This window comes from Zunongwangia profunda SM-A87 (assembly GCF_000023465.1).
In the GTDB taxonomy this organism is placed as follows: Bacteria; Bacteroidota; Bacteroidia; order Flavobacteriales; family Flavobacteriaceae; genus Zunongwangia; species Zunongwangia profunda.
In genome coordinates, this window is sequence record NC_014041.1 from 1,780,829 (window position 1) to 1,795,132 (window position 14,304).

Here is a 14,304-nt window from a genome sequence, read left to right on the forward strand (position 1 = left end):
CAAGATGAGTTGATCATTTTTGAAAATGAATGTCTATCAGCATTAAGAATTAAAGACCAGTTAAATTCAATGATCCAAATACGTTGGTTAGAAAAATGTAACTGTATGAAACCCTTATTTAGGAATTAAATCTCTATAATTTTTTCTTCAGAAATAAAATCACAAACCAGGTAGCTTAAGGCTTTGCCTACCTGTCCAAGGTTTTCTTTGGAAGGCGCCGCTTCGCATAAGTGCAGATACTGACAATTGCTGAAATTATAGGTTTTAAGAAAGTTTCTTATTTCTTCCAGCTTAATTCCCGAAGGTGTTTGTGCACTGCTCGGGAAATCTTTAATACTGTCACAATCAATCTCTAGTCCGCTTTGAGATTGGAAAACAAAATCTGCAGCTGATTTTAGTGATTTTTGAACGAATTTGGAATCTTTTCCCATTAAATATTCAAACAACTGAAATTGGATGTTTTTATCAGATATTATTTCTTCAAAAATATATTGAGGCGTGTAATTTTGGTGCAAACCGAAAATAAAATAGCGGTTTAGAAAACCTTCAGATTTAGCAAAACTGAATCCATTACCGCTATGCCGGTGTTCCAGTTTTCGTAAATCGGTATGCGCGTCGATATTCAATACATTTATAGCAGATTTTAGAGCTTTAGAAGCTCCTTTTATATTTCCGTAGGCATTATTATGACCGCCGCCTATGATGATCGGGATTTTTCCGGAGGCAACAATGATTTCGATCACTTCTGAAATCCTATGATCTATTTCTTCAACCAGTTTACCCAAATTTGTGAAATAATCAGGACTATTTTTATCCAAATTTGATGCTTTTTCCATCAAATCTTTTACGGTTAATTCACCTAAAATCGCAATGTTTGAAGGATAGGTATACTCGTTTACCTGAATATTTAAAAATGAATTTAGAAAAGCTTCCCAGGCTTTAGAAGTCCCGGGTTTACCATGGTTGGCGCGAACGCCAATATCTTCAGGAATTCCTAGTAGAATATACCTTTGTTTTAGATTCGATAATTCAAATACATTTTTTACAAAACCTATTTTTTCTCCGAATTTGGTTTCTCCAGGTCTACCCGAAATTTTATGTTGAATCTCATCAAAATTATAAAACTTAACCAGTAGCATTAGTCAATTGCTTTTCCGTTGATGTAAACCGTATCGATATTATTACTTCCAAAGGCATAAGGAAGAAACGTGTAGGACGGAATTTTTTTTGTCATAATCAAATTCGCTTTTTTTCCTTTGGTGATGCTTCCAACAACGTCGCTAAGTTCCATAGCGTAGGCACCGTTTATAGTTGCTGCGTTGATGGCCTCTTCTGGAGTCATTTTCATTTTTATACAAGCCAGGGAAAGTACCAGGTTCATATTTCCGCTAGGGGTGCTGCCGGGATTAAAATCTGTTGCCAAAGCGATGGGTAATTGGGCATCCAAAATTTTTCGTGCAGGGGTGTAAGGAATACTTAGAAAAAGTGAGCAGGAGGGAAGCGCCACCGGCATGGTTTCAGTATTTTTTAGGCTCTCTATATCTTCATTCGTCATCACTTCTAAATGATCTACGCTTAAGGCTTTATGTTCAACTCCCGCTTTAATTCCTCCAATAGCATGAAACTGGTTGACATGTATTTTGGGTTTCATGCCATACTTCTTGGCAGCACTTAAAAGTTTATGGGTGTCCTCGACAGAGAAATAACCTTTTTCACAAAAAATATCGATATATTCTGCTAAATTTTGATTGGCAACTTTGGGCAAAATTTCATTAATCACCAAGTCCATATATTTTTCGGGATCACTTTGGTATTCAGTAGGAATCGCATGTGCACCAAGAAATGTCGATTTTATCGGGATATCATAATGTTGCTGAAGTTTTTTAATGACGCGAAGCATTTTTAATTCGCCCTCTTCGGTTAAGCCATAACCCGATTTGATTTCTACCGCACCCGTACCTAGTTTCATGACTTCTTCTAATCGGGCAGCCGATTGTAGATACACTTCATCTTCTGGAGTTTCCTGTAATGTTTTAGCGCTATTCAATATTCCGCCACCACGATTCGCAATTTCCTCATAAGATAATCCATTTATACGATCTGCAAACTCTAATTCACGGTTACCGGCATATACAATGTGGGTATGAGAGTCGCACCAAGCGGGTAGAATAAGTTTTCCCGAGGCATCAATAATTTTAGCCGTATTGTTTTCAGGAAAACTTTCCATACTCCCAAAATCAACAATTTTATCATCTTCAATAAGTAGCCAGGCATCTTTAATAGATGGTAGTTCTTTCATTTCCAGGCCATCAACTTTTTTAATTTCAGGATCACGAATTTGTATTAATTCCTTGATATTTTTGAAAAGGGTTTTCATTGATGTATCGTTTAAAGCGAAAATAAAAAGATTATGAAGAAATCAAATTATAGTACGAAAGAGGCTAATATCTTCTGAACTTCATAAATATCGACGCTTTTATTAAAACGTTTGCTTATCGATGGTTGCTGCTCTCCTGAAATCCAGATCTTAAGCTCGGCATCAAGATCAAAACTACCCGCGGTTTCCACACTAAATCTAGAAATACTCTTGTAAGTAGCAGAAAAGTATTCTATTTTTCTGCCGGTTAATCCCTGTATATCTACAAGAATTAATCGTTTATTGGTGAAAATAAAAGTATCTCGAATTAGCTGAAAACCTGCTTCAATATTTTCAGATGGAATTAATAATTTATGATATTTCTCCTGTAATTGTTCTTTACTTATTGCTCCTGCATTTCCTAATAATGATGAAAATAGACTCATGATTTTTTGAATTTAATGAATAAAAAAGCTGCCGTTAAGTTACAAATCCGTAGAGTATAACTTAAAAGCAGCCTTAATAAATATTTGTTATAATTTATCGAATATTGATTCGATGTAGAGAAGCTTTCATTAATTTTTAAGCGATTGCATATCGATTACAAAACGGTATTTCACATCGTTACTGGTCACGCGATCGTAAGCTTCATTAATATTTTGCATGTTGATCATCTCTATATCTGAAACAATATTATGTTCGCCACAAAAATCTAACATCTCCTGCGTTTCTCTGATACCACCAATAAGCGATCCGGCCAGGCTTTTTCTTCCCATTATTAATCCACCTCCGTGAAATTCCAGTGGTTCTATTGCTCCAACCATCACCATGGTAGCATCTCTTTTTAATAAACCAATGTATGGGTTTAAGTCGTGTTTTACGGGAACGGTATTTAGAAGAAAGTCAAAACTTCCTGCATTTTCTGCCATTTGTTTTTCATCTTTGGAAATTAAGACCTCATCTGCTCCTAATTTCTTCGCGTCTTCGCTCTTACCGGGAGACGTAGTAATCATGACCACTTTAGCACCTAAAGCATGCGCAAACTTAATTCCCATATGTCCAAGACCACCAAGACCAATGACCCCAACTTTATCACCCTTTTTCACATTCCAATTTCTTAAAGGTGACCATGTAGTAATCCCCGCGCATAAAAGAGGTGCAACTGCTTTGGTATCTAAATTTTCAGGAACATTAAGAACAAATTTTTGATCGACTACAATTTTCTCTGAATATCCACCAAAAGTATGCCCACCAAGATGCTTATCTTTTCCGTTATAAGTACCTACCATACCGTTCTCGCAGTACTGCTCTAAGCCTTCTTTACAAGATTCGCATTGCTGGCAGGAATCTACCATACAACCAACGCCTACAAGCTGCCCTTCTTTAAATTTCGATACGTTTTCACCAACACTTACCACTTTACCTATAATTTCATGTCCAGGGATAACGGGGTATTTAGAACCACCCCAGTCATTTCTTACGGTATGGATATCACTATGGCATACGCCACAATATAAAATATCGATTTCAACATCTTCTGCAAGTGTTTCGCGACGATTGATTTGAAGTTGCTCTAAATCTGATTTTTCAGTTTTAGCGCCAAACGCTTTTACTTCTGTACTTTTCATATATTCACTTTTTTGACAAAATAGCTGAATTGAAACGCAATTAAATCGCGCACGTTATGTTTAACTCGTTTTTAACTGAGTTTCTTAACCTGGATCAATTTTTTAGATCTAAAATATTTCTTTGAGATATTTCATGTCTGATTTTGCGGTATCGATCACTTCAGCTGTTCTTCCGTTCAGCATCATTTTACCCATTGTTTTTGCAAAACCTTTAATTTGTTCAAAGTTAATTTCGGGTGGCATAGCAAGAGCATCGGGATCGGTAAAAATATTTACAACTGCGGGCCCGTCATGGTCAAAGGCTTCCTGTAATGCCTGTTGTATGTTTTTAGGATCTTCAACGACCCAACTATGAATATTCATGGCTTTAGCAATCAAGGCAAAATCGGGATTCACCATATCTGTTTGCCATTCTGGATAACCTTCCACCTGCATTTCTAATTTTACCATTCCCAGGGAACTATTATTGAAAATGATGATTTTTGCCGGAATTTTATATTGGCTAATTGTCATTAGATCGCCTAAAAGCATGGAGATTCCTCCGTCACCACAAAGAGCAATCACCTGTCTCTCTGGATGCCCTAAGCCTGCTCCAATAGCCATGGGCATGGCATTAGCCATAGAACCGTGATTAAATGAACCGGTTAAATATCTATTTTTCTTTCCTTTTAAATATCTGGCGGCCCAAACAGCACTCATTCCGGTATCTACCGTAAATATAGCATCGTCACTCGCTATCTCATCAATTACCGAAGCAACATATTCTGGATGAATTTTCTTAGCATCACCTTTGTCTTTAACATAACTACAGTACTTTTCTTCTACTTCTTGATGAAGCGCTCTCATTTCATCAAGAAAATCAGTTTCTGTTTTGGTTTCTAAAAGAGGTAGAAGTGCTTCTAAAGTATCTTTTATTTTGCCATTGTAACCAAAATTTACTTTCGCACGACGACCAATACGTTCTGGCTTTTCGTCTATTTGTATAATTGTATTTTTTTCGGGGAGAAAATTAGTGTAAGGAAAATCTGTTCCTAAAAGGACCAGAGCATCAGCTTCATGCATGGCTTTAAAGCCCGACTTGGTTCCTAGTAAACCGTTTAGTCCAACCGCATAGGGATTATTTTCTTTATCGAAATATATTTTTCCTCGAAAACTAAAGCCCATAGGAGCATTTAGTTTCTTAGCTAACTGCATAACTTCATCTTGAGCGTCTTTGCAGCCGTGACCACAATAAAGCATCACTTTTTTGTTTTCATTGATCACCCGGGCCAGTGTTTTCATTTCCTGATCACCTGGTTGTAATTTAGAGCTGGTAAAGTAGTTTTGTTCTGAAGTAGAAATATGGGTGGCATCTGCAGAAGCTACATCGCCCGGCAATCCAACAACACCTACACCTTTTTGATGTATGGCATGCTGAATTGCACTTTGGAAACCATGTGCGGCCTGGGCCGGGGTATTAGCCATAAAGCAGTATTTGCTGCAGTCATCAAATAATTTAGTTACATTGGTTTCCTGGAAATTTTCTGTACCTAGTTTATCCGTTTCTACGGTAGAAGCTATTGCAATCACAGGATTTCCTGCACGATTGGCATCATAAAGTCCGTTTACCAGATGAACGTGTCCCGGGCCACTACTACCCATACAACATCCAATTCCGTCTAATTCAGCATCCATTGATGCTGCGTAAGCACCAGCTTCTTCGTGCCGTACATGAATCCACTGTAACCTGCCATCACGTCTTACGGCGTCGTTAACAGGATTTAGACTGTCACCGGTAACTGCATAAACACGTTTTACACCAGCTTCAACAAGCATTGTAACCAAAAGATCTGCAACTTTTCTTCCCATAATTTTATGTTTTTTTTAAGTAGTTTAAAGATAATGCTAAAGCATTGATTTTGCTGTTAAATCAGTGGTAAAGCACTAATTAAATTTCCAAATGATTTTATAAAATTTTAAGGGTTTTAAGTGCTAATTCGATTTCGAATAAAGTTTTCTTTAAGACTTCGCAGCAGAAAGGGTTTTAATCTATAGTATTTAAAAGCTGAAGTTCTTAAATTAGTCGCACTAAATAAAAAGCTTGATGGATAAAAAATATAAAGGCATTAATACCATTTGTACACATGCCGGAGAACTGGAAGATACAAAATTTAAAGGAGCAGTTTCACCGTTATATATGGCTACTTCTTATGCATTCGAAGAGGTAGAAGTTAAACGCTATCCAAGATATTTTAATACCCCAAATCAGGTAGCTTTAGCAAAAAAGATGGCGGCATTGGAACATGGCGAGGCCGCACTTATTTTTGGGAGTGGAATGGCAGCGGTAAGTACTGCGCTGCTTTCTCATGTTCAGTCTGGTGATCATGTAGTCTTTCAAAATACATTATATGGAGGAACAAGTAATTTGATTACAGAGGAATTCGATAAATTTAAAATAGAATATAGCTTTACAAAAGATGCAAGTCCAGCGGCGTTTGAGGCTGAAATTAGAGAAAATACCAAGTTAGTTTATATCGAAACACCGTCAAACCCGTTACTTACCATTACCGATGTGAGCGCTGTTGCCCAATTGGCAAAAAAGAAAGGCCTGGTAAGCATGATCGATAATACCTTTGCCTCCCCGGTAAATCAAAATCCAATAGATTTAGGCATCGACATCGTAATTCATTCGGCCACCAAATATATGGGAGGACATAGTGATATTCTTGCCGGAGTGGTAATTTCTTCTGAAGATAAAATTAATACGGTATTCCAGATGGCCAAAAATCTGGGCGGAAATTTAAGTGATTATACGGTTTGGCTTTTAGAGCGCAGTTTAAAGACGATGGGGCTAAGGGTAAAAGCGCAAAACGAAAATGCACAGGTCCTTGCCGAATATCTATATGCAAATAATAAGGTAGCCAAAGTATATTATCCGGGTTTAACATCGCATCCTGAACATGAACTGGCAAAAGCTCAGATGAAAGGTTTTGGGGGAATGCTGTCTTTTGAACTTATAGAAGGCTTAAACGCCGACGAATTTCAGAAAAAATTACAATTGATAAAATCTTCGATGAGTTTAGCGGGAGTAGAAAGTACTATTCTTTCTCCATCAAAAACTTCTCATGGTTTGTTAACTCCTGAAGAGAGAGCAAAGCAAGGCATCAAAGACGGATTGTTAAGATTTTCTGTGGGAATAGAAGAACCAGAAGATTTGATAGCAGATATAGAGCAGGCTTTAAAAGCTATCAGTGAAAATTAAAAATAATCGGGGGAATACCCCAATTGCAATATTTGAAATAGAAAAATGATGAAGTTAGATATTTTGGCCGTGGGAGCACATCCAGATGATGTAGAATTAAGTTGTTCTGCCACTTTGGCCAAAGAGATAGATCGTGGTAAGAAAGTAGGGATTTTAGATTTAACACGTGGAGAATTAGGCACACGGGGCACTGCAGAAATAAGGGATAAGGAAGCTATCGATGCTGCTAAAATTTTAGGAGTGCATGTTCGCGAAAACCTAAGTTTTGCCGATGGATTTTTTACAAATGATAAAGAACACCAATTAGAAATTATAAAGATTCTACGAAAATATAAACCAGAGATCGTTTTTTGTAACGCGATAGACGATCGGCATATAGATCATGGTCGAGGTTCTAAACTGGTAAGTGATGCCTGTTTTTTAAGTGGATTACGCCGAATTGAAACTTCTAAAGACGGTTTAAAGCAGGAGGCATGGAGACCAAAACAGGTTTTTCACTATATCCAGTGGAAAAATATAGAACCAGATGTGGTGGTAGATGTGACCGGATATATGGATAAAAAGATGGAATCTGTAAAAGCTTATCAAAGTCAGTTTTACGATCCTGATAGCGAAGAGCCCAAAACACCCATCTCCAGCAATAACTTTTTTGACAGTATAATTTATAGAGCACGAGATTTGGGCCGAATTATCAATACCGAATATGCTGAAGGTTATACTGTAGAACGCTATGTAGCAGTGAATTCGATATTTGATTTAATTTAATTGGAATTTTTTCTTTGTGGAATTGTTTAAATAGTTTACATTTGCAACCGCAATTTGAAATGGTGGATGTAGCTCAGTTGGTTAGAGCGCTGGATTGTGGTTCCAGAGGTCGCCGGTTCGAACCCGGTCTTCCACCCTTATTTGTGAAACCCTGCTTTTTTAAGCAGGGTTTTTTGTTGTAGCCAATTTCCTAAAATTTTATTTCCCGGTTTTTAATCAAACTATTATTTTTTTAAATTTAGCTTCTCTAAGCAACCATAGATGATAACTAAAAATAAGATTAGGCGTATAGAAAATTTTCTTGCTGCTCATGAAAAAGTAAAGGCAAAACTTGAGTTTTCTTTTCCGTTGCCAAAATATGAAAGTCTTGTTATTATTTTAAATAGTTATGCCGAGTTAGAATTATTTTCTGGTTATTTTGAAGATTTTGACTTACCTACGGAAGAAGAATATGAAGAGATGTGTAATTCTAATAATTATTCGGTTTCTGCTTACCCTAAATTTAATCTTTATGCAATTTAGATAGTTGAATATGGGGAAAATCACCCTATTTTGTAAAAAATACGGTTTCAGATATAATAATATTTAAATTTAGCGGTTATCAATATAACTTTTAATGGTATGCGGAGCTACCGCACTTCATTTAAAAAGTTGTTTATAGCCACAAGAAGGATGATGCGAAGGCATCATCCTTCTTATTTTAATCGATATCTAGATTAAATGCTACAGTTCTATCCCAATAATTATGAGTATCATGATGTCTTGAAATTAAAAATAACTATTTAGAACCCTTATGGTCTTGCCTTAAGGTAGTTTACGATTGTTTTCTATTCTTCATTGAGTTCATAAATTGCTTACGCAACCTTTTTTGGTTTTTAGGATCTAATTAAAAACCTTTATACATGACAAAATATATCCTAGTATTTGCAGTATGCTTGCTTAGCCTTTATGCCTGTGACAATAATGAAGATGAGATAGAAAGTTTGCCTTTAGTAGCGATAAACAGCGATACATTAGTTGGAGAGTGGAAACTTGTAGAATCTAAAGTGAGCTCGGGCGGACAAGTATCATGGTCGCCGGTATCACAAAGTTATACCATAAAATTTTTAGCTGATGCTACTTTTATAAAAAATGACGGTAATTGTGAAAGAGGAACTTATCGTGTTGTAGCACATCCAGAATATGAGGCTAAGCAAATGATAGAACTTACTTATTCTTGTGAAGTGGATCAGGCCATTTATCCCGATAATAAATCCTATTGGGGCGTAGAGGCTTTAAATGATAGGTATTTGGTTTATCATCCTACTTATAAAGGACCAATATGTACAGAAGGCTGTTCTTATAAATTTAAGAAACAATAAATTAAGGAAATCTCCCTAGTCTTCCTAAAGCTAATATCGTATTTTGGTCTTTTAAAAAGATCATATGAATTCCAGAGAAGAGCAGCTAAAAGCTTTCGATAGATTACTTACTATAATGGATGAACTTAGGGAAGAATGTCCCTGGGATCGTAAACAAACTATGGAAAGTTTGCGACCTCTTACCATAGAAGAAACCTATGAACTTGGTGACGCTATTTTAGATAAAGATATAGAAGAGGTTAGAAAAGAGTTAGGGGATTTGTTGTTGCATCTTGTTTTTTATGCGAAAATAGGAAGCGAAAGTAATGATTTTGATATTGCTGATGTTGCGAATGGAATTTGTGAAAAGCTGATTTCAAGACATCCTCATATTTATGGGGACGTAAAAGTTGAAAACGAAGAAGACGTAAAAAAGAACTGGGAAAACCTGAAACTAAAAGAAGGGAAGAAAAGTGTTTTAGAAGGGGTTCCAGGATCTTTACCGGCCCTGGTAAAGGCCAGTAGAATACAGGATAAAGTGGCAGGTGTGGGATTTGATTGGGAAGAACCGCAACAGGTGTTTGAAAAGTTAGAGGAAGAGTTACATGAACTTCAGGAGGAAGTAAATATTGCTGATAAGGATAAAATGGAGGCGGAATTTGGAGATGTTATGTTCTCTATGATCAATTATGCCCGTTTTCTTAAAATTAATCCTGAAAATGCCTTAGAACGAACTAATAAAAAATTTATAGCTCGTTTTAAATATCTTGAACAAAAGGCTGCTGAAAAAAATATAGCTTTAAAAGATATGACTCTTGCTGAAATGGATGTCTATTGGAATGAAGCTAAGAAGTTATAGGGATAGTTGATAACAATTGTAAATAATCATGGATGATAATGTTTTTTATTGGGATATAGATCCGGTTTTGTTTTGGATTACAGATACTTTTCCATTAAAATATTATGGTCTCTTGTTTGTAACCGGCCTTATGCTAGGTTATCTAATAGTAAGAAGTATTTACAAAAAAGAGCATATTCCTACAGAAGACCTTGATAGTTTATTATCCTATATTATATTGGGAACGGTAATAGGAGCAAGATTAGGCCATTGTTTATTTTATCAGCCAGAATATTTCTTTTCACATCCTTTAGAGATCTTCTTACCTATTCAAAGGATTGAAGGAAGTTATCAATTTGTGGGATACCAGGGATTGGCAAGTCATGGTGGTGCTTTAGGTGTTTTTATAGCCATTATGTTGTACTGCAGAAAATATAAAGTAAAGCTATTATGGGTACTGGACAAAGTAGCTTTAGGAACACCAGTAACAGGTGCTTTTATCCGTTTTGGTAATTTTATGAATTCTGAAATTTACGGAAAACCTACTAATGGCGATTGGGGAGTAGTATTTGTTAGAGATGATATGATTCCCAGGCATCCAACACAGCTTTATGAAGCTATTGCCTATTTATTGATCTTTGGGATTTTATTCTATCTATACCCCAAAATGAAAGGTAAAAATGGTCAAATTTTTGGACTATTCTTAGTTTTATTATTCTTAAGCCGATTTTTTATTGAATTTTTTAAAGAAAATCAGGTAGCATTTGAGAGTGAAATGACTTTAAATATGGGGCAGTGGTTAAGCATTCCGTTTATTGTTGTTGGCTTTTTCATTATCTTTTTTTTAAATAAAAGGAAGGGGCACCTACAAATGTTTTAATCTTTTATTGGAAGTTTAAGTAATCTATAAAGAATCTCATTGGTCCAGGATTATAAAAAGTTTTTTTCTAGTAATAACGCCAGGCTTGCTTTAAGCTTCTAAGTTTTTGTACTTAAATAAACTAATCTATCCTATAGGTATTGCATTATTAGAAGATTATTTTTATTTCGATACCTCTCGATTGTAATCTGGACAGTATTGGCACAATTCATTTTGCTTGTCGATTACAATAAAAAAAACCGCCAGAAGGAAAAGCTGACGGTTTTTTATTGCATTTTAACCAGAACTAGTAAAGTGATTTTACTTTCTTCAGTTTTTCTCGCCAAACTTTTAGTTGGGCTTTGTGATCTTCAATATTTTTGTGTACTTCCTGTACCAGTGGATTATCGTCGTTTACATTAGAGAAAAACTGTAAGTTGTTTTCTAACTGCCTAATTTCAGCCTGTGTTTCTTCAATCTTCTTAGAAAGAAAAAAGTGTTCATTCCTAATCTTATGATCATCATCGGCATCATTAAGTGCCTGGATTTTATTTTCATATTTCAGCATTTCTGCTTTTGTACGATTAACATCCAGTTTTTTGAATAGTTGATCCAGAGCCTTATTAAATTTCCCCTCAATAAATCGTTTATTAAAGGGTACCCTACCCAGGGTCTTCCATTCGGCAATAAAAGATTTAATGGTTTTAAGATCTTCTTCTTTATCACCGGAATGTTCGAAAGAACGGATTTTATCAAGAAGCTCTTTTTTGTTACCAAAAGCTTCCATCTCTTCTTTATTCTCTTCACTTCGATTTTCGTGCAAGCGTTCAAAATAATAGTTACAGGCAGCTTTAAATTGTTTCCACACCTTATCACTATCCTTTCTTGGTACGTGCCCGATATTTTTCCAATCAGACTGGATTTTTTTCATCAAAGGTGTGATGGTTTTAAAATCATCACTATCCTTATTATCTTCAGCAATCTGGATCAGTTCTTTTTTCTTTTCCAGATTATCGTATTGCTGTTTTTTAAGATTCTTGTAAAATGAATTTTTCTTGCGGTTAAAACGTCTTACCGTTTCTTTAAAATCAGCCCAGGTTTCTTCGTTTTTACTTTTTGGTACTTTACCGGCTTTAAAGAATTCTTCACGTAGAGCTTCAATTTCTTTAATCTTTTGCTGCCATTTATTATGACTGCTAAAATCCTGATCAGCTATTTCCCGAATCTTTTCGATAATTTGCTGCTTCTTTTCCCAGTTTTTTTCAAATTCTTTATCCAGGTTTTCGAAATATTCCTGGCGGCGATCATGGATAACTTTCGTAGCATTGCTAAAACGTTCCCAAATTTCTTCACGATAATCCTTAGCTACAGGTCCCAACTCTTCTTTCCACATCTTATGTAGCATCTGTAGCTCTCTAAAGGCACGATTAGTGTCCTCTTCCTGTGCTAGTTCTTCAGCACGATCAATAACCTTAAGCTTTTGATCTAAATTATGCTTAAAGTCCATATCCCTAAATTCACGATTTAAGTGAAGAAAATCATAGAAATTCTCTACGTGGTGGTGATAAGTATTCCATACATTGTTGTACTTATCGCGAGGGATTGGTCCCGCCGTGCGCCATTTATCCTGAATGTCTTTAAAGTGATTGTAAGTGGTATTGATGTTTTCCTCCACATCAAGTAACCCCTTTAATTCTTCAATAATTTCAAGACGTTTATTAAGATTTGCGTTAAGATCCTGCTTTAATTGCTGATAATATTTATTTCGTTTTTCGCGATAATCGAAATACAGCGAATTAAAACGGTTTTTAAGCGGAGTAGAGTAATGAAAGTCGATGATATTACCGCCGTCGGCAAGAAAATCTTCTTTCTTTTCCTCTAACTCCTCATCGAATTTAGCGTTGAATTCTGTTCGAATTTCGATGACATGTTCTTTAATTGCCTGTATTTTCTCATTTTTGAGCAATCGCTCTAACTCATCGGTTAGTTGCTCTTTGCTCATCGAATGATAGTCTTTTTTAGGGATAGTATGGCGCTCTGTGGCACTTTCATCTTCGCTATCCTCGGCAAGCGAATCATCTACACCTTTCTTATGCTCGTCGATAATGGTCTCTTCATGATCATCATCTTCGATATCGATGTCCTCAGCCTTGGCTTTTTTATGATCTTCGGTATCCTGAACAAAAGTAGATTCGGCTACCATAGCCTCTTCAAGCTCGTTAGTTGTAGCTTTTGGATGCTCAACCTCTTCCGAAAAAGATTCTTCTACCTTCTTTTCTTCTGTTGTACTTTCTGAAGTGGTCTCCTGGTGCTGACTGTTTTGAGTAATCTCAGGAGTCTCTTTTTTGGAAAGTTCTTCTTTCTTGTTTTCGTTATCTGATTGAGACATATCTTTCAATGTTAAAGTTCTGAGTGTTATTAAAGCTGAAAGATAACAACTACACGAAAATTGGGCAAGCAAACCAAATCTTTTATGAAAAAATAAGAATGAAAATCCTCAAATTTTTAAGAATTCCATATTGCCCAGGCTGCTTCGGCTTGTAATTCGAGCATTTTATGCCCGTTTACCGCGACAGCCCCATGGTTCTTACTGTTACTCATAAATTTTGTTTCCGCCGGATTATAAATCAAATCGAAAACAAGATGATTCTTAGTCATAAACCGATACGGAATTTCAGGACAGTGATCAACGTTTGGAAATGTTCCCAGGGGGGTGGTATTAATGATCAAAGAATATTTTAGGATAATCTCTTCATTTAACTCTGAATAGGCATATTGCTCCTTACGAGGTGATCTGGAAACGAACTTGTATGAAATCCCCATGGTTTTTAAAGCATAGGCTACGGCTTTAGAAGCACCGCCGGTTCCCAAAATCAGCGCATGGGTGTGTTGCGGTCTAAGATGAGGTTTTAGAGAATCCCGAAAACCTGTAAAATCGGTATTATGACCAATTAGTTTTCCGCCGTTTTCAAACTTGATTACATTTACAGCATCAATTTCCTCAGCATCTTCAGAAAGATCGTCTAAAAATTTCATTACTTCCAGTTTATAAGGAATGGTAACATTCATTCCGGCAAGCGCAGGATTTTTAGTGATTATCATTGGGAAATCTGTGATTTCTGGAATATCAAAATTGACATATTCGGCGTTAATTTTTTCATTTTCAAATTTATCGTTGAAATATTTTCTTGAAAATGAGTATGCTATATTTTTTCCTAAAAGTCCGAATTTCTTCATTTTTTGGTCTCTTTTTGAATATTTATTCCATGTATTATCC

13 protein-coding genes and 1 tRNA gene are annotated in these 14,304 nt (G+C 35.9%); 7 read left to right on the top strand and 7 right to left on the bottom strand.

All coding sequences use genetic code 11. The features are described 5' to 3' along the window. Positions 1 to 125: 125 nt before the first annotated feature. From ZPR_RS07840 to ZPR_RS07860, 5 genes are all read right to left on the bottom strand, one after another. The gene (locus tag ZPR_RS07840; RefSeq protein WP_013071131.1) at positions 126 to 1,139 is read right to left on the bottom strand and encodes a formimidoylglutamase; all 1,014 of its coding nucleotides are present in this window, start codon (positions 1,137 to 1,139) and stop codon (positions 126 to 128) included. Continuing rightward, positions 1,139 to 2,377: an imidazolonepropionase gene (gene hutI / locus ZPR_RS07845; protein ID WP_013071132.1), complete on the bottom strand. Its 1,239-nt coding sequence runs from the start codon at positions 2,375 to 2,377 to the stop codon at positions 1,139 to 1,141. The genes ZPR_RS07840 and hutI overlap by 1 nt, the downstream gene beginning before the upstream one ends. A gap of 47 nt (positions 2,378 to 2,424) precedes the next feature. Further along, complete coding sequence (locus ZPR_RS07850; protein ID WP_013071133.1) at positions 2,425 to 2,802, bottom strand: PH domain-containing protein; 378 nt, start codon at positions 2,800 to 2,802, stop codon at positions 2,425 to 2,427. Between the two features lie 129 nt (positions 2,803 to 2,931). Continuing rightward, positions 2,932 to 3,984 (bottom strand): NAD(P)-dependent alcohol dehydrogenase, encoded by a 1,053-nt coding sequence (locus ZPR_RS07855; RefSeq protein ID WP_013071134.1) that lies wholly within the window; start codon positions 3,982 to 3,984, stop codon positions 2,932 to 2,934. A 108-nt stretch (positions 3,985 to 4,092) separates the two neighbouring features. Continuing rightward, complete coding sequence (locus ZPR_RS07860; RefSeq protein ID WP_013071135.1) at positions 4,093 to 5,832, bottom strand: thiamine pyrophosphate-dependent enzyme; 1,740 nt, start codon at positions 5,830 to 5,832, stop codon at positions 4,093 to 4,095. A gap of 235 nt (positions 5,833 to 6,067) precedes the next feature. On the opposite strand from ZPR_RS07860, the gene ZPR_RS07865 reads away from it, so the two are divergent. The 7 genes from ZPR_RS07865 (at position 6,068) to lgt (ending at position 11,048) form a co-directional block, all read left to right on the top strand. Continuing rightward, positions 6,068 to 7,225: a trans-sulfuration enzyme family protein gene (locus ZPR_RS07865; protein ID WP_013071136.1), complete on the top strand. Its 1,158-nt coding sequence runs from the start codon at positions 6,068 to 6,070 to the stop codon at positions 7,223 to 7,225. 48 nt (positions 7,226 to 7,273) lie between these two features. Beyond that, positions 7,274 to 7,990 (top strand): bacillithiol biosynthesis deacetylase BshB1, encoded by a 717-nt coding sequence (gene bshB1, locus ZPR_RS07870; RefSeq protein WP_041578784.1) that lies wholly within the window; start codon positions 7,274 to 7,276, stop codon positions 7,988 to 7,990. 61 nt (positions 7,991 to 8,051) lie between these two features. Further along, positions 8,052 to 8,127 (top strand) — tRNA-His (locus ZPR_RS07875). A 124-nt stretch (positions 8,128 to 8,251) separates the two neighbouring features. Beyond that, entirely contained in the window at positions 8,252 to 8,512 is a 261-nt protein-coding gene (locus ZPR_RS07880; protein ID WP_013071138.1) for a hypothetical protein, read from the top strand. 380 nt (positions 8,513 to 8,892) lie between these two features. Then, positions 8,893 to 9,351: a hypothetical protein gene (locus tag ZPR_RS07885; protein ID WP_041578785.1), complete on the top strand. Its 459-nt coding sequence runs from the start codon at positions 8,893 to 8,895 to the stop codon at positions 9,349 to 9,351. 64 nt (positions 9,352 to 9,415) lie between these two features. Further along, the gene (gene mazG / locus ZPR_RS07890; protein WP_013071140.1) at positions 9,416 to 10,189 is read left to right on the top strand and encodes a nucleoside triphosphate pyrophosphohydrolase; all 774 of its coding nucleotides are present in this window, start codon (positions 9,416 to 9,418) and stop codon (positions 10,187 to 10,189) included. Positions 10,190 to 10,217: 28 nt separating this feature from the next. Then, entirely contained in the window at positions 10,218 to 11,048 is an 831-nt protein-coding gene (lgt, locus tag ZPR_RS07895; protein ID WP_013071141.1) for a prolipoprotein diacylglyceryl transferase, read from the top strand. A 286-nt stretch (positions 11,049 to 11,334) separates the two neighbouring features. Here lgt and ZPR_RS07900 read toward each other — a convergent pair whose 3' ends face one another. After that, the gene (locus ZPR_RS07900; RefSeq protein ID WP_013071142.1) at positions 11,335 to 13,416 is read right to left on the bottom strand and encodes a DUF349 domain-containing protein; all 2,082 of its coding nucleotides are present in this window, start codon (positions 13,414 to 13,416) and stop codon (positions 11,335 to 11,337) included. 116 nt (positions 13,417 to 13,532) lie between these two features. After that, entirely contained in the window at positions 13,533 to 14,264 is a 732-nt protein-coding gene (locus ZPR_RS07905; RefSeq protein WP_013071143.1) for a shikimate dehydrogenase family protein, read from the bottom strand. Positions 14,265 to 14,304: the final 40 nt, after the last annotated feature.

Excerpts from the sequence above, each read along its gene's own strand:
- ZPR_RS07840 (WP_013071131.1), bottom strand. The coding sequence starts at position 1,139 with ATGCTACTGGTTAAGTTTTATAATTTTGATGAGATTCAACATAAAATT.
- hutI (WP_013071132.1), bottom strand. The coding sequence starts at position 2,377 with ATGAAAACCCTTTTCAAAAATATCAAGGAATTAATACAAATTCGTGAT.
- ZPR_RS07850 (WP_013071133.1), bottom strand. The coding sequence starts at position 2,802 with ATGAGTCTATTTTCATCATTATTAGGAAATGCAGGAGCAATAAGTAAA.
- ZPR_RS07855 (WP_013071134.1), bottom strand. The coding sequence starts at position 3,984 with ATGAAAAGTACAGAAGTAAAAGCGTTTGGCGCTAAAACTGAAAAATCA.
- ZPR_RS07860 (WP_013071135.1), bottom strand. The coding sequence starts at position 5,832 with ATGGGAAGAAAAGTTGCAGATCTTTTGGTTACAATGCTTGTTGAAGCT.
- ZPR_RS07865 (WP_013071136.1), top strand. The coding sequence starts at position 6,068 with ATGGATAAAAAATATAAAGGCATTAATACCATTTGTACACATGCCGGA.
- bshB1 (WP_041578784.1), top strand. The coding sequence starts at position 7,274 with ATGAAGTTAGATATTTTGGCCGTGGGAGCACATCCAGATGATGTAGAA.
- ZPR_RS07880 (WP_013071138.1), top strand. The coding sequence starts at position 8,252 with ATGATAACTAAAAATAAGATTAGGCGTATAGAAAATTTTCTTGCTGCT.
- ZPR_RS07885 (WP_041578785.1), top strand. The coding sequence starts at position 8,893 with ATGACAAAATATATCCTAGTATTTGCAGTATGCTTGCTTAGCCTTTAT.
- mazG (WP_013071140.1), top strand. The coding sequence starts at position 9,416 with ATGAATTCCAGAGAAGAGCAGCTAAAAGCTTTCGATAGATTACTTACT.
- lgt (WP_013071141.1), top strand. The coding sequence starts at position 10,218 with ATGGATGATAATGTTTTTTATTGGGATATAGATCCGGTTTTGTTTTGG.
- ZPR_RS07900 (WP_013071142.1), bottom strand. The coding sequence starts at position 13,416 with ATGTCTCAATCAGATAACGAAAACAAGAAAGAAGAACTTTCCAAAAAA.
- ZPR_RS07905 (WP_013071143.1), bottom strand. The coding sequence starts at position 14,264 with ATGAAGAAATTCGGACTTTTAGGAAAAAATATAGCATACTCATTTTCA.